The following is a 20498-nucleotide window of genomic DNA, read 5'->3' as shown; positions in this document are numbered from 1 at the left end:
GCGCGGCAGCTGCCCGGCAAGGCCGCGGTTCACCCCTTGCCGGGGCGGCGTGCCTGTTCGATCAATCGAGGAGGGCGAAGGCCGGGCCGAGCCAGGGCATCCGCTCCAGTCCGGGTTCGAGGAAATGGGTGCCGATCAGCTCGCGGGCCAGGGTGGCGATCTGCTGCGGGATCGGCCCGGTCCAGTCGTCGGTCGCGAACAGCGCGATGTGACGTGCCACCGGCTCGCCCGGAAGGGGATGGGCGTCGATCCCGCCCGCGAAACGCCCGGCGCGAAGCAGGCTGAGCGGCGTTGTGATGGTCCAGCCGGTGCCCGAGGCGACGAGCGCGCTGATCGACTGGTTGGAGTCGATCTCGAACCGCTGCGGAGGGCTGAGGCCGGCCCGGCCGAGATAGGCCTCGATCTGCCGTCCCATCACCTGGTCCATGTCCCGCCGCAGGAATGACAGGCCCGCCAGGCCGGACAGGCCAGCATCGACGCGGGTCCCGCGCGGCACAGCGAGGATGTAGGGGTCGCGCACCAGTGGATGCGGAACGGTTCCGGGCGGATTGCCGGGGTAGGCCGCGCAGATCGCGATATCGAGTTCCCGGTCCGCGATGCGGGCGGCCAGCGCGTGGCTCGGCCCCGTCTGCAGCCGGAAGGCGCACTGGCTCATCGCCTCCGCCAGCCGCGCCGCGAGCGTCGGTGTCACCTCGTTCTCGAAATCCTCGATGACGCCCAGCGACAGCGCCGAGAGATCGGTAAGATCGAGCTGGGTGAGGTCGCGCTGCCCCGCGCGCAGAAGCTCGAGCGCGGTTTCGGCCCGTTCCAGAAACAGCCGCCCCGCGGGTGTCAGCGTCATGGGGCGGCGGGAGTGATCGAGCAGCTCGACCCCGAGCGCGGAGCTGAGGTTGCGCATCTGCTGCGACACCGCCGGCGCGGACAGGCCCAGTTCGCTTGCCGTGGCCGCGACCGATCCGGTGCGGGACAGCGAGGTGAACACCTCCAGTCCGCGGAGCGTCAGGCCTTTCGTCAGGGCGGTGGGCATTCTCGGCGGGGTCCCTTTTCGGGCGGAGCGGGCCGCAAATCTCGGCCCCATGATGGCGGCGCGGGTCCCGGCGTCAATGCACATGGGCGAAAACCGCAATTGCGGTCGCCCTCAGCCCTCGATGACGAGTTCCGGAAAGCGGCGGGCGGTATCCCGTATCGCCGACGCGAGCCGGGAATAGGCCACGCCCGCACCCGAATTCTTGCGCCATACCAGCCCGATCGACCGGGAGAAGCGTCTGCCGCGGAAGGGTCGGGTCACCACGTCGCCGGCGGCGCGAGCGTCGATTTCCGAGCGGACGTAGAGCGCGGGCAGGAAGGTCAGGCCCATGCCCATCGCCGCCATCTGCCGCAGCGCGTCGAGCGAAGTCCCCTCGTAGTCGCGCGACAGGAAGGCCCCCGTCTCCGAGCAGAGCGCCGAGATCTGGTCATGGAGCGCGTAGTTCTGCGACAGCGTCAGCACCGTCTGGTCGGCAAGGTCCGGATTGTCGAGGCCTTCGCGCTCGGCGAGCGGGTGGTCGGAGGGCAGCACGGCTAGGATCGGCTCGCGGAACAGTCGCGCGACCTCGAATGCCGCCCCCGGAACCGGAAGCTGGGTCAGGATCAGGTCGTGATGGCCATCGTTGATCTGCCGCATCAGGTCGCGCGGGGTGGCCTCGCGGATGTAGAGGCGCAGGTCGGGGTGGGACCGGTGGAGGTCGGCCACGACATGCGGCATGAGGTAGGGGCCGAGCGTGGCGGAGGTGCCCATCCGGATCGTGCCGGCGAGGCCCGATTGCAGCGTGACGGAGAGATCGAGGATGCCCTGCGCCGCGTCCAGCATCTCGCGCCCGCGACGGGACACCTCTCGGCCCGCCAGCGTCAGGCGCACCGGTCCCCGGCCGCGTTCCACTAGGGTCTGGCCAAGGGCCTCCTCGAGCGTCTTGATCTGCACCGACAGCGACGGCTGCGAGATGCCGCAGCTTTCGGCCGCCTCGCGGAAATGCTCGGTGTCCTCCAGCGCCGCAAGGTAGCGCAACTGGCGTAGCGTGAAGGGCGGAATGGCATTCGGCATGGTATGTCGCTCCCCTGACTTCGAAGCGAGATAGGAACTTCCAATTGAATTTGAAGGGGTGAGGGTATTTCTCCTATCCGGAACTCGGAATATCTTCTCACTGCGACCGAGGGTATTGGTTAAGCGGATCCATGGGCACGCGTGGGTTCGTTTTGGGTGTCGGTGCTGTGCTGGCGGTTGTCCCTTCCAGCGCTCACGGACCTGTACCGGCATCCCCCGGACGATTTGCGTACGGTCCCTGCCGTCAACCGGATGCGGATCGTCCGACCCTCGGTCGCATGACTTCCCTGCGAAAAAGGCATCTCGCCCGAATGTGTGTGCGTCAGTCTATGACGGTGACTTCAGGCGTTGTGGCGCGGAGGATGCGCCGGATCGCCTGGGCGAGTTCGAGGTATTCGGCGCTGCGGGCGGCCCGTGTGCGCCAGACCATGCCGACGGCACGGAACGGCTGCGGCCCGTCGAGCGGGCGCGACGTGACCAGTTGGTTGGGGCGCACCTCCGAGCGGACATAGAGCGCGGGCAGGAGCGAGATGCCCAGTCCCATCGCCACCATCTGCCGGATCGTGTCGAGCGAGGTCGCGCCATAGTCGAGGCTGATCTCGGCCCCGGTCTCCTCGCAGATGCGGCGCACCTGGTCGTGCAGGCGGTGGCCGGTCTCCAGCGTCAGGATGCGTTCGCCGGCCAGCCGGTCCCGCGGCACCCGTTCGAGCGTGGCGATGGGGTGGTCGTTGGCCGCGACCGCCAGAAGCGGTTCGCGGAACAGGCGGGCGACCGAAAGATCCGCGCCCGTCACGGGCAGGGGGAAGAACAGCAGGTCGAGCGAGCCTTGCTCGAGCCGCGTATCCAGGTCGGCGGCGAGCCCCTCGCGGACATAGAGCCTGAGGTCGGGGTAGGTCGCGTGCAGATCCGGGATCACCAGCGGCAGGAAGTAGGAGCCGAGCGACTGCACCACGCCGACGCGGATCGTGCCGCCCAGCGGGCGCTGCCCCCGGCGTGCGATCTCCACGATCTCGTCCACCTCGGCGAGGATGCGGCGCGCCCGATGGGCGATTTCCTCGCCCTCCGGCGTCATCACGACCCGCGCGCGAGACCGCTCCACCAGTTTCAGGCCCAGCTTGTCCTCGAGCGCCGAGAGCTGTGCCGACAACGTCGGCTGGGTCACGTTCGCCCGCTCTGCTGCGCGGCGGAAATGCAGGGTCTCGGACAGGAGCGCGAGATAACGGAGTTGCTGCAGACTGGGCATTTCTGGCTCTTTGATAGATTTTCTCGATCAAAGTAGCCCGAAGTTTCGATTGGACCAATCAGAAAGGCATCCCTACTTCCCCCAAGGACGCGAACGGGGACGCAATGCAACGCTTCAAGAGCATTCTTGCCGTGCTCACGGAGGACAGCCTCGCCGAGGTTGCCCTGGAGCGTGCGGTTCACCTGGCGAAGGTGAACTCCGCGGCGCTTACGCTCGTGGACGCGGTCGAGACGGCGCCGGGCGAGATTGCGCGCGTTCTGGGTGTTCTCACGGGGTCGAAAGGCCCCGAGGTCGAGGAAGACGTGCTGGCCTACCACCGTGCGCGGCTGACCAAATTCGCGCAAACGGCGCGGTCCGAGGGCGTCGAGGTGTCCGAGGCGGTCCTGCAGGGCGTGCCCTTCGTCGAGGTCATCCGGATGGTCCTGCGCGAGGGGCATGACATCGTCATCAAGGGCGCCACGGCGGCCGCGCATGGTCGGGGCGTGCTGAAGGGCGTCGACCTGCACCTTCTGCGCAAGTGCCCCTGTCCGGTCTGGATGATGATGGGGCCCGGCGACGGGCATTTCGACCGCATTCTCGCAGCGGTCGATCCCGGGCCGAGGGAAGACCCGGCGCGGGACCGTCTCGACCGGCTGGTACTCGACCTGGCCACCAGTCTCGCGGCCCGCGAGAATGCGGAGGTTCACGCCGCGCACGCGTGGTACCTGCAGGCGGAACACGCGCTGCGCCACGGTCGCTACACCTCGGGCAAGCAGGGCGAGGTCGACCGCCTCGTCGAGCGGGAGCGCGCCGAGGCGGCGGCGCGGCTGACTGCGTTGCTGGACGACTACCCGCAGATTCCCGAGGCCCACCGCCATCTGCTCAAGGGCAATCCCGGCGAGGTCATCGCCGAATTCGCGGACGCGGAGGGGGTCGACCTCGTGGTCATGGGCACGGTCGGCCGCACGGGGATTGCGGGCTTCGTCATGGGCAATACGGCCGAAACGATCCTGGGCGCAGTCAAGTGTGCCGTGATCGCGGTCAAGCCAGAGGGTTTCGTCAGTCCGGTGACACTGGACGGCGGACAATAACAGTGCAGGTTCCTCAGTTTCGGGGGCCGTGCGGTCCGGGCGCCAGGAGGGCCCGGCGGCGGCGACCGGCGGGGACGGAAAGATAGGGGTCACGGGGGTGGCAAAAACCGGAACGGAAGTGCCGCGCGTCTACGGCGGGCCGGCGGGGTGGATCTCGGTCCTCTTCCCCGCCGCGATATTCGTTTGGTTCCTGCAGTTCCTCGGCCCCGTGGCCGCGGGCGAACAGGTTCTGCTCGGCATCGACTGGGTCCCCTCGATGGACATCCGCATGTCGGTCCTGATCGACGGGCTGAGCCTTACCTTCGGTCTCCTGATCTCCGGGATCGGGGCTCTGGTGACGCTCTATTCCACGAAATACCTCGGCAATCATCCCGAATACCCGCGCTTCGTCCTGTTCCTGATGCTGTTCATGGTGGGGATGCTGGGCCTCGTTCTGGCCGACAACCTCATCGCGCTGTTCGTCTTCTGGGAGATCACGACGATCTCCTCCTACCTGCTGATCGGGTTCGACAGCGACAGCGCGAAGTCGCGGCGTTCCGCGCTGCAGGCGCTCCTGCTGACGGGGACCGGCGGCCTTGCGCTGCTGGCGGGCATGATCCTGCTCGGCAATGTCGCGGGGTCCTTCGAGCTATCGGTCATCCTGACAATGGGCGACGAGATCCGGGCGGACCCCCTCTATATTCCCATCCTCATCCTGTTCCTCGCGGGGGCGTTCACCAAGTCGGCGCAGTTCCCGTTCCACTTCTGGCTGCCGAACGCGATGGCCGCGCCCACGCCCGTGTCGGCCTACCTGCACTCGGCCACGATGGTGAAGGCGGGCGTCTACCTGATGGCGCGGATGAACCCCTCGCTCGGCGGGACCGAGCCGTGGTTCTGGGCGCTGGTCATCGCGGGCGGCTTCACGACGGTCTTTGCGAGCCTGCTGGCGGTGCGGCAGACCGACATCAAGCAGGTGCTGGCCTACACGACGCTGATGGCGCTCGGTGCGCTGACGCTGTTCATCGGGGTGGGAACGCAGGACGCGATCAAGGCGGCGATGCTGTTTCTCGTGGTCCACTCGCTCTACAAGGCGGCGCTGTTCCTGATGATCGGTATCGTCGACCACGAGACCGGCACGCGCGAGGTGGACCAGTTGCGCGGGCTCGCCCGCAAGATGCCGGTGACTTTCGTCGCCGGCGCGCTCGCCGCGATCTCGATGGCCGGTATCCCGCCCTTCGTGGGCTTCATCGGCAAGGAGTTCCTCTACAAGGCGGGCCTCGGCACCGAGATCGCGTCGCTCTGGGTGACGGGGACGATCTTCGCGGCCTCGGTCCTGATGTTCGTGGCGGCCGGTATCGCCGTCGCGCGGCCCTTCCTCGGCCGCACGCCCGAGGCGCTGTCGGGCACGCACGAAGGCCCCGCCGCCATGTGGATCGGCCCGCTTCTCCTCGGCGGTCTGAGCCTGTGGCTGGGCGTCTTCTCGGACGTGGGCGAGACCTGGATCGTCGCGCCGGCGACCTGGGCGGTCTACGGATCGACCTCCGTCGCGGTCGACCTCTACCTCTTCCGCGAGGTGAACCAGGCGTTCCTGCTGTCGCTCGTCACCTTCGCCGCGGGCTTCGTCCTCTACCTCGCGCAGCGGCCGCTTCGCGCCTTCCTTGCGCGCGCGATCGAGATCAGCCCGCTCAAGTTCGATCCCGGCTGGGACCGCACGCTCGACGGGCTGAAGGCGCTGGCGGAATGGCAGACGCGTATCCTGCAGTCGGGCGTGCTTCAGCGCTACATGGTCATCGTCTTCGTGACGCTCGCGCTCGGCATGGGGGTCACGATCTCGCTCAAGGATGCGCTGGGTCCCGTCGTCCTAGATTTCGCGGAGGAGTTCGACGGCCTCGTCTTCAAGCACTGGGCGGTTCTCGTCTTCATCACCGCCGGCGCGCTGATGACGGCCTACACGTCCAGCCGCATGACGGCGGTGGCAGCACTCGGGGTCGTGGGCATCGGTGTCGCGCTGATCTTCATCATGTTCTCGGCGCCGGACGTCGCCATCACGCAGCTTCTGGTCGAGACGCTGACCGTCGTCCTCGTCGCGGTCGCCATGCTGAAGCTGCCGCACCTGAACCTGTCGAAGGAGGAGCGCCGCCCGGGCCACGCGTTCCTGTCGCTCACCGTGGGCGCACTGGTGGCCGTGGTCCTCGTCGCGGTCGAGCAGGGCGACATCGACCGTCGCATCACCGACTACTTCGAGGTCGCGAGCTGGCCCGAGGCCTACGGACGCAACATCGTGAACGTGATCCTCGTGGATTTCCGGGCGCTGGACACCTTCGGCGAGATCGCCGTGGTGGTGATCGCGGCGCTGGCGGCCTACGCGCTGCTGCGCGGCACGCGCTATGGCCGGGTCACGCGGGACGGGGAGGAGTGACATCATGAACTCGATCATCCTCAACGCCGCGACGCGGCTTCTGGTGTCGCTCCTGCTGCTGTTCTCCGTCTACATGCTGCTCCGGGGCCACAACCTGCCCGGCGGCGGTTTCATCGGCGGACTGATCGGGGCCACGGGTTTTGTCCTGTACGCCATCGCGCAAGGGGCCGAGGCGACACGTGCCGCGCTTCGCTACGAGCCGCAGAACATCGCGATGATCGGGCTGGGCGTGGCGCTGGGCGCGGGGGTCTGGGCCGTGTTCTTCGACGACGCCTTCTTCACCGGCCAATGGCTGTTCATCGGGGCGACGGAGGACGACAAGGGCCTGCCGATCTCGTCCGTCCTCGTTTTCGACATAGGGGTGTATCTCGTGGTCTTCGGCTCGATCCTGACGCTTGTGCTCGCGCTGGAGGAGGAGGTCTGATGGAACTTCTCGTCGCCATCATGGTGGGCGTTCTCGTGGCTGCATCGGTGCACCTGATGCTCGCGCGGAACGTGCTGCGCTTCATCTTCGGGCTGATCCTGATCTCGAACGCGGCGAACCTGACGATCTTCGTCTCGGGACGCCTGACGCCCGAGGCGCCGCCGCTGATCCCCGAAGGCGCCGATGCGCCGCTCGAGACCGTGGCCAACGCGCTGCCGCAGGCGCTGGTGCTGACGGCCATCGTCATCGGCTTCGGCCTCTTCGCCTTCGCGCTGACGCTCGTCTACCGGACCTACCAGAACCTCGGCACCCTCAACTCCGACGAGATGCGGCTGGCCGAACCAGAGGAGCGCAAGGGATGAGCTGGATACTCGCAGCCCCCATCATCATTCCCTTCGCAACCGCGGTCCTGGCCTTCCTGTTCCGCCGCGGCCCCGAGGGGCGCTGGCTGTCGGTCATCGGATCGGCGGGCCTCCTGGTCGCGTCGGGCATCCTGATGGCGGAGGTGCTTCGCGAAGGTGTGGTCGCCGCGCAGATGGGCCAGTGGGCCGCGCCCTTCGGCATCACGCTGGTGGCCGACCTTCTCTCGGCGGTGATGGTGGTGATCACCGGCATCACGGGTCTGGCCGTGGCGGTCTACGCGCTTGCCGACATCGACGAGCGGAAGGAGGTCCTGGGCTACCACGCACTGTTCCAGGTGCTTCTGGCAGGGGTGTGCGGGGCGTTCCTGACGGGCGACCTCTTCAACCTCTACGTCTGGTTCGAGGTGATGCTGATCGCGTCCTTCGGTCTCCTGATCCTCGGCGGGCGGCGCGAGCAGCTTGACGGCGGGATCAAGTACGTGACGCTCAACCTCGTCTCGACGATCCTGTTCCTGTCGGGTGTGGGCCTTCTCTACGGGATGACCGGCACGCTCAACATGGCGGACCTGCATGGCGCGGTGCAGGAGGTCGACAATCCCGGCCTGCTGATCGTCATCGCCGTGATGTTCATGATCGCCTTCGGCGTGAAGGCCGCCGTCTTCCCGCTGTTCTTCTGGCTGCCGGCCTCGTACCACACGCCCGCCTTCTCGGTGTCCGCCATCTTCGCGGGTCTCCTGACGAAGGTTGGCGTCTATGCGCTGATCCGTGTCTTCACGCTGATCTTCACGACCGACGTGGCCTATACGCATACCATCCTGCTGTGGGTTGCGGGTTTCACCATGGTGACGGGCGTTCTGGGGGCGGCGGCGATGAACGACTTCCGCCGCATCCTCTCGTTCCACATCGTCAGCCAGATCGGATACATGATCCTCGGGCTGGCATTGTTCACCCCGCTCGCGATCGTGGGGGCGGTGTTCTACCTCGTCCACCACATCATCGTGAAGGCGAACCTCTTCCTCGTGGCGGGCGTGGCCAAGCGCATCGCCGGGTCGACCGACCTTGCGGCCATCGGCGGGATGTACCGCTTCGCGCCCGTCCTCGGGCTTCTGTTCCTGATCCCGGCCTTCTCGCTGGCGGGGTTCCCGCCGCTCTCGGGGTTCTGGGCGAAATACGTGCTGGTGAAGGCCTCGCTCGATGCGGGCGCCTACTGGATCGCCGCCGTCGCGCTGGTAGTGGGCCTTCTGACGATCTACTCGATGACGAAGATCTGGGGCTATGCCTTCTGGAAGCCGCACCCCGCCGGGCTGGAGCCCCGGCTTGCGGTCCTCACGCCGCGTGACCGGGCGGCACTCCTCCTGCCGATCGCCTCGCTGGCCGCGCTGACCTGCGTCATCGGCTTCTTTCCGGAACCCTTCGTGGCCTTCGCCGAGCGCTCGGCCGAGCAATTGCTCGACCCGACGGCCTACGTGGCGGCGGTCCTGGGCGATCCGGCGGTCGGGGCCGAAGGGCTTGCCATGCTGGAGGCGCGCGAATGAACATCTTTACGCTCAACATCGTGCTGGCCGTCGCCTGGGCCGCTCTGACGGGCAACGTCACGCTTTCGGGGCTTGCCGTAGGTTTCGCGCTGGGCTCCGCGGCGCTCTATGTCACTCGGCCTCTCTTTCCCGGCAGCGACCGGTATTTCAAGCGCGTCTGGCTCTGGTCGAAGCTGATCGTCCTGTTCCTCTACGAACTGGTCGTCAGCTCGGTGCAGGTGATCTGGGACGTCCTGACGCCGCAGCACAAGGCACGGCCGGGCATCATCGCCATGCCGCTCGACGCGAAGGGCGAGATGGAGATCCTGCTGGTCACCAATCTCATCTCGCTGACGCCGGGGACGCTCTCGCTCGACGTGACGGATGACTGCAATACCCTCTACATCCACGCCATGTTCGCCGACGATCCCGACGCGATCCGCGCGCAGCTCAAGGGCGGGATGGAGCGTTGGGTGATCGAGGCGATGGAGTAGAGCCATGGATATCCTCAAGACCGCGGTCGACATCTCTTTCGTGATGGTGATGTTGGGCGTCGCCTTCGCCTTCGTGCGCCTCATCAAGGGTCCGAGCCTGCCCGACCGGATCGTCGCCCTCGACATGATGACGGTGCTCATCGTCTCGTTCTGCGGCCTCTACGCGATCCTGTCGGAGGACACGGCCTTCGTGGACGTGGCCATCGTGCTGGCGCTGGTGGGCTTTCTCGCCACCGTCGCGCTGGCCCGTTTCGTCGAGCGCCGCGTGGTGCGGCGGGACCGGGCACAGGCGGCCGATGCCGTCGCACCCACAACCGGCGAAGGGGACGTGTGATGGCCGAGATCGTGATGGCGGCACTTGTGCTTCTTGGTGGCTTCTTCTGCTTCGTCGCGGGGCTGGGCGTGCTGCGGCTGCCGGATGTCCTGATCCGGATGCATGCCTCGACCAAGGCGGGCACGCTGGGCTCCGGCCTCATCCTCGCGGCGGTTGCGGTCTATTTCGCGGATACCGCCACGATCACGCGGGCAGTCGCGACGATCCTGTTCCTGCTGATCACGGCACCTGTGGCGGCCCATATGATCGGCCGCGCCGCGTTCCGCTCGGGCGTGGAATTGTGGAAGACGAAGATCGAGGACGACGCGGAGCGCAAGCTCAACCGCTAGGCCCTCCGGGCTCAGGTCTGCAGGAAGTCGTGGCGACCGTCGGGCCGGAGCGCGCAGGCCGTGAGCCGCCCCGTCCGCCACGCCCCGGTGTCGAGCGCGATCCGCCCATCTTCGCAGACCGGGCCCTGCATCTCGACATGGCCGTGGGCGACCCATGTGCCGTCGGCGCGGGGAACGGCCTCGAACTCGGGATGCCCCCAGAGCAGCACGCGCGACGATTGCTGATCCATCGGATGGGCGGGGTCTGCCCCGGCATGAACGACCCAAAGGTTGCCGGACCGAAAGCTGAGCGGCAGGTTCGCCATCCACCCGGCGAGGCCTTCGGGCATGGCCTTGCGGAGGCGTGCGGCGGCCTCGCGGAATTCCTCGGCCCCGCCGCCCGAAAGGATCGGGTCGGGATCGATGCGGAAGCTCAGAAGCGTTGCGGCACCGCCCTCGCGCATCCAGCGCGGTCCGCGCGTCGCGGGGTCGGCCAGGAAATCGAGCAGCATGCGCTCGTGATTGCCCATCAGGCAGACCACGTTGTCGGGATAGTCGCGGGTGAGTTCGCGCAGCCGCGCCAGGGTCTCTGCGCTTTCCGGGCCATGGTCCACGTAGTCGCCGACGAAGACGAGTTGCGGGTCGCCCGAGCCCGAGCCGCCGATATGCGCGTCGATCAGGCCAAGCAGCAGCTCCAGGAGGTCGGCGCGGCCATGGAGATCACCCACGACATAGGTGGGCCGCTCGGGCCGAGGCGCATCAAGTTCCCGCGCACCCTCGGTATCGGGCACGTCGCGGGGCCGTTCCCTGCGGCCAAGTAGCGATCTGACAGAGCGCAGCATGGGTTTTCAGGTGCGCTCTCGCGCACGCATTGGCAAGTGGAAAGGCATATGGTGCGGACGCATGCCGCGCAGGCTGTTGACGGCGTGCGTCAATCCTGGGCGCGCAGCACGCGCGCCGGGCGGACCGCGAGTGGCCGAAGCGCGAAGGCGAGGCCCGCGATGAGCGTGGCGAGCGCGCCGCCGATCACGATGGCCAGCGCCGAGATCGGCTCGAACCGGTAGGACGTGTCCATCACGAAGGTCGTGACGCTCCACCCGCCAAGCGCGCCGGCGGCGATCGCCACGATCCCCGCCGCCCCGCCCAGAAGCGCGGAGCGGAGCGCGAAACTTGCCAGGATCGTGCGGCGCTCGGCGCCCAGGGTCTTGAGGACCGCGGCCTCGAAGACGCGGCCCCGCTCCCCCGCCGCCGCTGCGCCGATCAGGACGATGAAACCGGTCAGAAGCGTCGCCGCCGCGCCGTAGGAGGTGGCCGCCGCGAGGCTGCGCAGCGCCTCGGCGACCTGGTCGATGGCGTCGCGCACGCGGATCGCGGTGATGTTGGGCGCGGCGCCCGCCACGTCGCGCAGGATGGCGGCTTCCGCCTCTTCCTCGGCGTAGACGGTGGCGATGTGGGTGTGCGGGGCGCCCGCGAGCGCGTTCTGCGACAGGGTCAGGATGAAGCCGATCCCGGCATTCTCGAACGTCACCTCGCGCAGCGCGGCGATGGTCGCGGTGATGTCCCGCCCGAGGATGTTCACCGTGATCTCGTCGCCGACGGTCAGGCCGATCTCCAGCGCCTCCTCGGCGGCGAAGGCCGCGAGCGGGGGGCCCGCGTAGTCGTCCGGCCACCATTCGCCCGCGACGATCTCGTCCGCGGGCGGCGCGCTGGGCAGGTAGGTCACGCCGCGGTCGCCCTGGATCACCCAGTGGTCGCCCGCGACCTCGCTCGCCCGCTCGCCGTTGATGCGGGTGATGATGCCGCGAAGCATGGGCGCGGTGTCGACGCGGGATACGGCGGGGTCGTTCTCCACCCTCTCGCGGAAAGGGCCCAGCTGGTCGGGCTGGATGTCGACGAAGAAGTAGGACGGCGCGACCTCCGGCAGGTCCCGCTGGATCGCGGCGCGGAGGTTGGCGTCGATCTGGCCCACCGATGCGAGGACGGCGAGACCGAGGCCGAGGGACAGCACGACCGAGGTCGCCTCGGACCCCGGCCCGCCGACCGCGCCGAGCGCGGTGCGCAGCGCGGTGTGCCCCCGGACCCGGCGGCTGCGCGCGAGGCGGCGCGACAGGGCGCGGATGCCGCGCGCGGACAGCGCGAGAAGGAGGAGCGCACCGAGGATGCCCGCAGCCGTGCCGAGCGCGAGCCGGGGGATGCCGGACAGGGTCACCGCTGCCCCCACGAGGGCCGCGGCGAGGCCTGCGATCACGGCGAGATAGATGGGTCTCGGCAGTTTGCGCGCGGGCCCGGTCGCATCGCGATAGAGAGCTGCCGCGCGCACCTGCTCGGTCCGGGCCAGCGGCCAGAGCGTGAAGATCAGCGCGGTGAGCGCACCATAAAGCGCGGCCTCGGCCAGCGGCGCGGGGTAGACGGAGACGGCGATGGGCACCGGCAGCCGCGCCTCGATGAAGGGCGCAAGTACGAGGGGGATCACCGCCCCGAGCGCCACGCCGAGGCCAAGCCCCAGAAGCGTCAGCGCCCCGATCTGCGCGAAGTAGATCGTGAAGATCGTCCGCGCCTCGGCCCCCAGCGTCTTGAGCGTGGCGATGGTGGCGATCTTGCCGTCGAGATAGGCGCGCACCGCGGCCGAAACGCCGACGCCGCCGACCGCGAGGCCCGCAAGCCCCACGAGGACGAGGAAGGCGCCGATCCGGTCGACGAATTCCTGCACGCCCGGCGCCCCGTTCCGCGCATCGCGCCAGCGCATGCCGTTGTCGGCGAACAGCGCCTCGGCCTCGGCCTCGAGCGCGGCAAGGTCGGCACCGGGTGGCAGCGCGAGGCGGTACTCGGTTTCGTAGAGCGTGCCGGGTTCGAGCAGCCCCGAAGCGTCCAGCGCGTCGAGATGCACGATCGAGCGCGGACCGAGAGCGAAGCCGCCCGCCGCGCCGTCGGGTTCCGTCTCCAGCACGGCGCGCAGCTCGAAATCCTGGACGCCGAGCCGCACGGTGTCGCCGACAGACAGCGCGAGGCGGTCGACCAGAAGGCGCTGCATGACGATGCCGGGAAGCTCTCGCGCCTCCAGCGCCCGCGACAGTGGCATGGCCGGGTCGAGCACGACCTCGCCATATAGCGGATAAGCCCCGTCGACGCCCCGCACCTGCGTCAGCGCGCGCTCGGGCCCGCCGTCGCGGTCCACGACGATCATGGAGCGGAAATCGGCGGTCTCGGAGACGCCGACTGCCATCTCGTCCATGAAGGCCCGCTCCGCCTCGTCGGCGAAGCGATACGTGAAACTCATTTCCGCATCGCCGCCGAGGATCGTTGCGCCTTCGCGCGACAGCCCTTCCTGGATCGCCTCGCGCACCGATCCGACCGCGGCGATGGCCGCGACGCCGAGCGCAAGGCAGGCGAGGAAGATGCGGAAGCCTTTCAGACCGCCGCGCAGCTCCCGCGCCGCGATCCTGAGCGCGACGCTCACTCCGCCGCCTCGCGGACGGCGTCCCCGGCCAGCCGCCCGTCGCGCAGCCGGATCTCGCGGTCGCAGCGGCGGGCGAGTTCGGGCGCGTGGGTGACAAGGACCAGCGTCGCGCCATGACGGTCGCGCAGGCCCATCAGAAGCTCCATGATCGCGGCCCCCGTGGCCCCGTCGAGGTTCCCCGTGGGCTCGTCGGCCAGCAGGATGTGCGGCCGGGGTGCCGCGGCGCGCGCGAGCGCCACGCGCTGCTGCTCGCCGCCCGACATCTGGCCGGGATAGTGATGCGCGCGGGAGGCGAGGCCGACGGCGGCAAGCTCGGCTTCGGCGCGCTCGAACGCGTCCGCGTGGCCGGCGAGTTCCAGCGGCGTCGCCACGTTTTCCAGCGCCGTCATCGTGGGGATGAGGTGGAAGGACTGGAAGACGACCCCCATATGTTCGCGGCGAAAGCGTGCGAGGCGGTCCTCGTTCATATCCGTCAGGTCATGACCGAGTGCGGTCACCCGTCCGCCCGTGGCCCGTTCCAGCCCGCCCATCAGCATGAGGAGAGACGACTTGCCAGACCCCGAAGGACCCGTCAGCGCCACCGTCTCGCCCCGCGCCACCTTCAGCGTGATGCCGTGCAGGATGTCGACGGCACCTGCATTGCCGTCGAGCGTCAGACGTGCATCTTCGAGGGAAAGGACGGGATCTTCCATGACTGAACGCCTTCGTTCACTTGTGTCCACGGCATATGGGGTTGTCGCGGGTATCGGCAAGGCGGGCCTTGTGTCGCTGTCCCTCGCCGGGACCGCATTGGCCGAGGAGGTCACGGTCGTGGCGCTGGGCGACAGCCTCACGCAGGGCTACGGGCTGGTGGAGGAGCAGGGCTTCGTTCCGCAGCTTCAGACATGGCTTCGGGCGCGGGGGCACGAGGTGGTCGTGGAGAACCACGGCGTGTCAGGCGACACGACGGCGGGCGGCCTCGCGCGGATCGGCTGGGCGCTCGGCCCCGAGGCGGATGCGCTGATCGTGGCGCTTGGTGGCAACGACCTCCTGCGCGGCCTGCCGCCCGAGGCCAGCCGTGCCAATCTCGACGGCATCCTCGCGGAGGCCGCGGCGCGGGGGCTGCCGGTGCTTCTGATCGGGCTGAGTGCGCCGGGGAACTACGGGCCGGACTACAAGGCGGCCTTCGACGCGATTTATCCCGACCTTGCCGAGCAATACGGCGCGCTTCATGTCGAGAGTTTCCTCGCCCCGCTGTCGCAAGCGGCGGAGGCCGACCCGGCCGCCGCGCTTGTCCGCTACATGCAGCCCGACGGCATCCATCCGAACGCCGAGGGTGTCGCACTGATCGTCGAGGCCCTGGGGCCCGAGGTCGAGGCGCTTCTCGGCAGGATCAGCCCGCGATCGTGATCTGCGTCCCGGCCTCGGCGGCAAGCCGTTCGAGGCCCGCGCCCGGCGCCTGGTCGGTGATCCAGCGGTCGAGATCCGCCAGCCCCGCGATCCGCACCGGCGCGCTGCGCGTGAGCTTTGTCGCGTCCGCGACCAGCATTGCGCTGCGGGCCTGGTCGAGAATGGCGCGCGCCACCCGCACCTCGTCGGCGTCGAAGTCCAGAAGGTCGCCGTCCGCATCCAGCGCCGAGCCTCCGACGATGGCGATATCGACCTTGAACTGCCGGATCGTCTGAACCGCCATGTCGCCCACGAGTCCGCCGTCGGACCGCCGCAGGCGCCCGCCGGTCACGATGATCTCGGCCGAGGGATGGGCCGCGAGGATCTGCGCCACGTTCATGTTGTTGGTCACGACCATGAGGTTCGGGGTGCCCATCAGCGCGCGCGCGACCGCCTCGGTCGTCGTTCCGATGTTGAGAAACAGCGAGGCGCCGGGCGGGACCAGCGCCGCCGCCGCGCGGCCGATGGCTTCTTTCGCCTCGGCCGCCACCTGCCTTCGAGCCTCGTAGCCGATGTTGGTGACGCCCGAGGGCAGCATCGCGCCGCCATGGGTTCGGTCCAGAACGCCCGCATCGCACAGCGCGCCAAGGTCGCGACGGATCGTCTGCACTGTCACCCCGAAGCGTTCGGCAAGGCCGTCGACCGTCACACGGCCGGCCTCGCGGACTGCGGAAAGGATGTCATGCTGGCGCGGGGTCATCGTCATGTGATCGGGAATAGCGAAAAAAAACGAACATGAAAATTGACAAAACGAACATGGGCTGCAAAACCGCTCCTGACCGGCACAGCGGCTGAGGAGGCCCCCGGATGGCCGAACCTTTCGACATCTTGATCATCGGCGGCGGCATCAACGGCTGCGGCATCGCGCGCGACGCGGCGGGGCGGGGCCTGTCGGTCTGCCTCGCGGAAATGGGCGATCTCGCGGGCGCGACCTCCTCGGCCTCCACGAAGCTGTTCCACGGCGGCCTGCGGTACCTGGAATACTTCGAGTTCCGCCTTGTCCGCGAGGCGCTGGAGGAACGCGAGACGCTGCTTGTCGCGATGCCGCACATCTCCTGGCCGATGCGCTTCGTTCTGCCGCTCTCGCCCGAGATGCGGTTCGACAGCGAGACGCCGACCTCGCGGCTGTTGTCCACCGTGATGCCCTGGATGAAGGGACGGCGACCGGCCTGGCTGATCCGGCTCGGCCTGTTCCTGTACGACCATCTCGGCGGGCGGAAGATCCTGCCGGGTACGCGCGGCCTGTCGCTGGAGGGAACGCCCGAAGGCCAGCCGCTCCAGCCGCGGTTCGGGCGCGCCTTCGAGTACTCCGATTGCTGGGTCGAGGATTCCCGCCTCGTCGTCCTGAACGCCCGCGATGCCGAGGCCCGCGGCGCCCGCATCCTGACGCGGGCGAAGGTGAAGAGTGCCGCGCGAGAGGGCGACCTCTGGCGCGTGACCCTCTCCCGCGACGGCGGCGAAGAAGTGATCCATGCCCGCGCGCTGGTGAACGCCGGCGGCCCCTGGGTCGGCGACATCATCCAGAACGTCACGCGGCAGAACACGCCCGAGCGCGTGCGCCTCGTCCGCGGCAGCCATATCGTGACGCGGCGTCTCTACGACCACGACAAGTGCTACTTCTTCCAGGGGACGGACGGGCGGATCATCTTCGCGATCCCCTACGAGACCGACTTCACGCTGATCGGCACCACGGACCAGGAGCACGTCGGCGCACCGGGCGAGGCGGTCTGCACGCCCGAGGAGCGCGACTACCTCATCCGCTTCGCCAACCAGTATTTCGCCGAAAGCCTGACGGCGGAGGACGTGGTCTGGACCTATTCCGGCGTGCGCCCGCTTTATGATGACGGGGCGAAGTCGGCGACCGCGGCCACGCGGGAATACGTGCTTTCGATGGACAAATCGGGCGCGCCGCTCCTCAACGTCTTCGGCGGCAAGATCACGACCTACCGGCGGCTGGCCGAGGCGGCGCTTGCGAAGATCGTGCCTTTCTTCCCGAACGCCGGCGGCGACTGGACGGCACGCGTATCGCTGCCGGGCGGGGATTTCCCGGTGGACGGTGTCGACGCGCTGATCGCGGGTCTCCGCGCCGACTACCCGTTCCTGACCGAGCGCTGGGCGACGCGGCTGGCCCGCGCCTACGGGACCGAGGCGCGGGCGATCCTTGGCGAGGCCGGGGACGCCGCCGCGCTCGGCCGCGAATTCGGTGCGACGATCACCGAGGCGGAGTTGCGCTGGCTTATGGAGCGCGAATACGCCCGCACGGCGGAAGATGTCGTCTGGCGCCGCTCCAAGCTGGGGCTCAGGCTTGGCGCCGCCGAGATCGCGGAGATCGAGAGCTTCATGGCGGGCGAGCGAGCCGCCCATGCCGCCGAGTAGCTTGCCCTCGCCGCGCGGCCTTGTAGGCTTGCCGGAAAACGACAGGGAGGAGGGGTCATGACCCAGGTGCTGGCCATCGACCAGGGGACGACGTCCACGCGGGCCATCGTGTTCGATGCCGCGCTGCAGCCAGTGGCGAGCGCGCAGGAGGAGTTCACGCAGCACTACCCCGCCTCGGGCTGGGTGGAACACGACCCAGAGGAGATCTGGGCCACGACCCTTTCCACCGTCCGTGCCGCAAGGGAAAAGGCCCCGGGGCCGCTGGCCGCCATCGGCATCACCAATCAACGGGAGACGGTCGTCCTTTGGGACCGTGAGACGGGCAAGCCCGTCCACAACGCCATTGTCTGGCAGGACCGGCGCACCGCATCGATGACGGCGGCCCTGCGGCAGGCGGGCCACGAGCCGATGGTGCGGGAGAAGACGGGCCTCCTGCTCGACCCTTATTTCTCGGGTTCCAAGCTTGCCTGGCTTCTCGACAACGTGGAGGGGGTGCGGGCGAAAGCCGAGGCTGGGAAACTCGCCTTCGGGACGGTCGATACCTGGCTCATCTGGAAGATGACCGGCGGCAAGCGGCACGTGACCGACGCCACGAACGCCGCGCGGACGCTGCTTTACAACATCCGCGAAGGGCGCTGGGACGATGATATTCTCAGGCTTCTGAACATCCCCGGGACCCTCCTGCCGGAGGTCCTCGACACGGGAGCCGATTTCGGGACGGCCGAGGCCGGACATTTCGGCGACGCGATCCCGATCCTTGGCGTGGCGGGCGACCAGCAGGCGGCGACGCTGGGGCAGGCGTGTCTTGCGCCGGGGATGCTGAAGTCGACCTACGGGACGGGATGCTTCGCGCTGCTCAACACCGGGGAAACGCTGGTCGAAAGCCGCAATCGCCTCCTGGGCACCATCGCCTACCAGTTCGACGGCAAGGTGACCTATGCGCTGGAAGGGTCCATCTTCATCGCGGGCGCGGTGGTCCAGTGGCTCCGCGACGGGCTGAAGATCATTGGCAACGCCGCCGAAAGCCAGGGCCTCGCGGCCAGCGCCGATCCCTCGCAGTCGCTCTATGTCGTGCCCGCCTTCACCGGGCTCGGCGCGCCTTATTGGGACCCCGATTGCCGGGGCGCGATCTTCGGGCTGACGCGCAACAGCGGCCCGGCGGAGATCGCGAAGGCGGCGCTCGAGTCGGTGGGTTACCAGACCCGCGACCTCTGGGAAGCGATGGCCGCCGATTGGGACGGCGCGGGCGGCACGAACGTGCTGCGGGTGGACGGCGGCATGACGGCGTCCGACTGGACGATGCAGTTCCTCGCCGACATCCTTGGTGCGCCGGTGGACCGCCCGAAAGTGCTGGAGACCACGGCGCTGGGCGCGGCCTGGGTCGCGGGGATGCAGGCCGGTGTCTACCCGGGCTTCGACGAATTCGCGAAGGGCTGGGCGCTGGAACGCACCTTCACGCCGCAGATGGACGAGGGCACCCGCGAGGCGCGCTATTCCGGGTGGAAGGATGCGGTGTCCCGCACCCTGAGCGCCCGTGACTGAGCGGACCACCCTTCGCGCCGCGGTGGCGCAGATGTGCTCGGCCGACACGCACGCGGCGAACATCGCCACGGTGACGGAGTTGGCCGCGCAGGCCGTCGGGCAGGGGGCGGAGCTTCTCTGCCTGCCGGAGGTCGCGGGGCTGATGAACCGCAACGCGGAGGTCGCGCGGGGCCAGGTGGTGGAGGCGGAGGACGACCCCTTCCTTGCCGCCTGCCGGAACCTGGCGGCAAGGCACGGGATCTGGATACATGCGGGTTCCACCCCCGTGCTGGGGCCGGACGGTCGGTTCTTGAACCACTCGGCCGTGATCGACGCGGCGGGCGCCATCCGGGCAACCTACGACAAGGTCCACCTCTTCGACGTGGCCATCGAGGGGCAGGCACCCATCGGCGAGAGCAAGCGCTTCGCACCCGGCGAGGCGGCCGTGATCCTGGACACGCCCTGGGGGCCCTGGGGCCTCTCGATCTGCTACGACCTGCGGTTTCCCTATTTCTATCGCCGCTACGGACAGGAGGGGGCGACGCTCATCTTCATTCCCTCCGCCTTCACCGTGCCCACCGGCCGCGCGCACTGGGAGATCCTGATCCGGGCGCGCGCCATCGAGACGGGCGCCTTCGTGCTTGCGGCTGCACAGGCAGGCCACCACGCGGACGGACGCGAGACGTGGGGTCACGCGATGGCGGTCGATCCCTGGGGGGCGGTCCTGGCCGATCTCGGACGCGAGGCGCCGGGGCTGGCGGTGGTCGAACTCGACCTGTCACGGGTCGAGGCGGCAAGGCGGCAGATCCCGGCCCTGCAGACCGGTCAGGACGTGCCCCTCCGGCGCCTCTAGATCGCCCCGAGGGTCGACAGGACCCAGACCGAGAATTCCGATACGACGCGTCCGGTAGCCTCGTCAAAGGCCTCCGCGATGGCCCGATCCTCGAGCGATGGCGCGCTTGCCGTCGCGGCGAAGGTGCGCGTGGCGACGATCGTCACGCCGCGTTCGCGCACGATGCGAGAGATCATCCGCACCGAGACCTGGGCGCTGTCGCCATCGGGCGCGAGTTCGGCCTGGAAATCGACGAGTTCCGTCACGATGGCGAAGTCGCCACCGGCGCCGAGCGGACGGCGGCCCACGTATTCGAAGGCCTGCGTCTGGTCGAGCGCGCGCAGCATCAGCGTCTGCAGCATCACGGGCGCCGGATCGCTCCACTGCACGCCGGGCAGGTACTGCGCCTGGAGGGCGGCGGGGCGGATCATGATGCGTTCGGTGGCCAGTGCCCCGCCGGTCGTGGGTTCCTCCACGATGATGTCCCGGCTGAGCGGGCGGCCCTGCCGCACCGGAAGGTCGCCGGGTGGCTCCAGCACGAAAACCTCGAGCGGGGTCGTCGCGTCGCCGAGTGCCGAGACCGCACCGCAGGACGCCAGAAGCGGAAGCATGAGGGCGAGGCCGAGGGCGCGGAGGATTGACGAAGGTTGCACGGGG

20 protein-coding genes are annotated in these 20498 nt (G+C 68.7%); 12 read left to right on the top strand and 8 right to left on the bottom strand.

The window, feature by feature from the left end; genetic code table 11:
• Positions 1–61: 61 nt before the first annotated feature.
• The 3 genes from N8I71_RS09365 to N8I71_RS09355 all read right to left on the bottom strand — a co-directional run bounded on the left by N8I71_RS09365 (position 62) and on the right by N8I71_RS09355 (position 3323).
• Positions 62–1027, bottom strand: coding sequence for a LysR family transcriptional regulator (locus tag N8I71_RS09365; RefSeq protein ID WP_262877711.1), 966 nt, complete (start codon positions 1025–1027; stop codon positions 62–64).
• A gap of 111 nt (positions 1028–1138) precedes the next feature.
• Positions 1139–2080: a hydrogen peroxide-inducible genes activator gene (locus tag N8I71_RS09360; RefSeq protein WP_262877710.1), complete on the bottom strand. Its 942-nt coding sequence runs from the start codon at positions 2078–2080 to the stop codon at positions 1139–1141.
• A 322-nt stretch (positions 2081–2402) separates the two neighbouring features.
• Positions 2403–3323, bottom strand: coding sequence for a hydrogen peroxide-inducible genes activator (locus N8I71_RS09355; RefSeq protein WP_262877708.1), 921 nt, complete (start codon positions 3321–3323; stop codon positions 2403–2405).
• A gap of 104 nt (positions 3324–3427) precedes the next feature.
• On the opposite strand from N8I71_RS09355, the gene N8I71_RS09350 reads away from it, so the two are divergent.
• From N8I71_RS09350 to mnhG, 8 genes are all read left to right on the top strand, one after another.
• A complete protein-coding gene (locus N8I71_RS09350) occupies positions 3428–4393 on the top strand; it encodes a universal stress protein (protein WP_262877706.1) in 966 nt (321 codons plus the stop codon).
• A gap of 97 nt (positions 4394–4490) precedes the next feature.
• Positions 4491–6791, top strand: a complete 2301-nt coding sequence (locus N8I71_RS09345; protein WP_262877705.1) for a putative monovalent cation/H+ antiporter subunit A — start codon at positions 4491–4493, stop codon at positions 6789–6791.
• A gap of 4 nt (positions 6792–6795) precedes the next feature.
• On the top strand, positions 6796–7215 hold the full coding sequence (locus N8I71_RS09340) for a Na+/H+ antiporter subunit B (RefSeq protein ID WP_262877704.1): 420 nt from the start codon (positions 6796–6798) through the stop codon (positions 7213–7215).
• Positions 7215–7577, top strand: a complete 363-nt coding sequence (locus N8I71_RS09335; protein ID WP_262877703.1) for a Na+/H+ antiporter subunit C — start codon at positions 7215–7217, stop codon at positions 7575–7577. The genes N8I71_RS09340 and N8I71_RS09335 overlap by 1 nt, the downstream gene beginning before the upstream one ends.
• Positions 7574–9112 carry a Na+/H+ antiporter subunit D gene (locus tag N8I71_RS09330; protein ID WP_262877702.1) on the top strand — a complete coding sequence of 513 codons (1539 nt, stop codon included), beginning with the start codon at positions 7574–7576 and terminating at the stop codon, positions 9110–9112. Before N8I71_RS09335 ends, N8I71_RS09330 begins: the two co-directional genes overlap by 4 nt.
• Positions 9109–9585, top strand: coding sequence for a Na+/H+ antiporter subunit E (locus N8I71_RS09325; RefSeq protein WP_262877701.1), 477 nt, complete (start codon positions 9109–9111; stop codon positions 9583–9585). Before N8I71_RS09330 ends, N8I71_RS09325 begins: the two co-directional genes overlap by 4 nt.
• Before the next feature lie 4 nt (positions 9586–9589).
• The gene (locus tag N8I71_RS09320; RefSeq protein WP_262877700.1) at positions 9590–9919 is read left to right on the top strand and encodes a monovalent cation/H+ antiporter complex subunit F; all 330 of its coding nucleotides are present in this window, start codon (positions 9590–9592) and stop codon (positions 9917–9919) included.
• Positions 9919–10248 carry a monovalent cation/H(+) antiporter subunit G gene (mnhG, locus tag N8I71_RS09315; protein WP_262877699.1) on the top strand — a complete coding sequence of 110 codons (330 nt, stop codon included), beginning with the start codon at positions 9919–9921 and terminating at the stop codon, positions 10246–10248. The genes N8I71_RS09320 and mnhG overlap by 1 nt, the downstream gene beginning before the upstream one ends.
• 11 nt (positions 10249–10259) lie before the next feature.
• Here mnhG and N8I71_RS09310 read toward each other — a convergent pair whose 3' ends face one another.
• From N8I71_RS09310 to N8I71_RS09300, 3 genes are all read right to left on the bottom strand, one after another.
• On the bottom strand, positions 10260–11069 hold the full coding sequence (locus N8I71_RS09310) for a metallophosphoesterase (RefSeq protein ID WP_262877698.1): 810 nt from the start codon (positions 11067–11069) through the stop codon (positions 10260–10262).
• Between the two features lie 89 nt (positions 11070–11158).
• A complete protein-coding gene (locus N8I71_RS09305) occupies positions 11159–13684 on the bottom strand; it encodes an ABC transporter permease (protein WP_262877697.1) in 2526 nt (841 codons plus the stop codon).
• Positions 13681–14376 carry an ABC transporter ATP-binding protein gene (locus tag N8I71_RS09300; protein WP_262877696.1) on the bottom strand — a complete coding sequence of 232 codons (696 nt, stop codon included), beginning with the start codon at positions 14374–14376 and terminating at the stop codon, positions 13681–13683. Before N8I71_RS09300 ends, N8I71_RS09305 begins: the two co-directional genes overlap by 4 nt.
• Between N8I71_RS09300 and N8I71_RS09295 the strand changes: the two genes are divergently transcribed.
• Entirely contained in the window at positions 14375–15073 is a 699-nt protein-coding gene (locus tag N8I71_RS09295) for an arylesterase (protein ID WP_262877695.1), read from the top strand. The genes N8I71_RS09300 and N8I71_RS09295 overlap by 2 nt on opposite strands.
• Here the strand turns inward: N8I71_RS09295 and N8I71_RS09290 are convergent.
• Complete coding sequence (locus N8I71_RS09290; RefSeq protein ID WP_262877694.1) at positions 15057–15818, bottom strand: DeoR/GlpR family DNA-binding transcription regulator; 762 nt, start codon at positions 15816–15818, stop codon at positions 15057–15059. The genes N8I71_RS09295 and N8I71_RS09290 overlap by 17 nt on opposite strands.
• Positions 15819–15919: 101 nt before the next feature.
• Between N8I71_RS09290 and glpD the strand changes: the two genes are divergently transcribed.
• From glpD to N8I71_RS09275, 3 genes are read left to right on the top strand one after another with little or no spacing between them, the layout of a single operon-like run.
• The gene (gene glpD / locus N8I71_RS09285; RefSeq protein WP_262877693.1) at positions 15920–17488 is read left to right on the top strand and encodes a glycerol-3-phosphate dehydrogenase; all 1569 of its coding nucleotides are present in this window, start codon (positions 15920–15922) and stop codon (positions 17486–17488) included.
• Positions 17489–17545: 57 nt separating this feature from the next.
• Positions 17546–19030: a glycerol kinase GlpK gene (glpK, locus tag N8I71_RS09280; RefSeq protein WP_262877692.1), complete on the top strand. Its 1485-nt coding sequence runs from the start codon at positions 17546–17548 to the stop codon at positions 19028–19030.
• The gene (locus N8I71_RS09275) at positions 19023–19862 is read left to right on the top strand and encodes a carbon-nitrogen hydrolase family protein (protein ID WP_262877691.1); all 840 of its coding nucleotides are present in this window, start codon (positions 19023–19025) and stop codon (positions 19860–19862) included. Before glpK ends, N8I71_RS09275 begins: the two co-directional genes overlap by 8 nt.
• On the opposite strand, the gene N8I71_RS09270 is transcribed toward N8I71_RS09275, so the two are convergent.
• Positions 19859–20494 carry an ABC-type transport auxiliary lipoprotein family protein gene (locus N8I71_RS09270; protein ID WP_262877690.1) on the bottom strand — a complete coding sequence of 212 codons (636 nt, stop codon included), beginning with the start codon at positions 20492–20494 and terminating at the stop codon, positions 19859–19861. The genes N8I71_RS09275 and N8I71_RS09270 overlap by 4 nt on opposite strands.
• Between the last annotated feature and the right edge of the window lie 4 nt (positions 20495–20498).

Source organism: Roseicyclus sediminis (assembly GCF_025515305.1).
Lineage (GTDB): Bacteria > Pseudomonadota > Alphaproteobacteria > Rhodobacterales > Rhodobacteraceae > Roseibacterium > Roseibacterium sediminis.
This window is presented reverse-complemented; position numbering and strand designations above follow the sequence as displayed.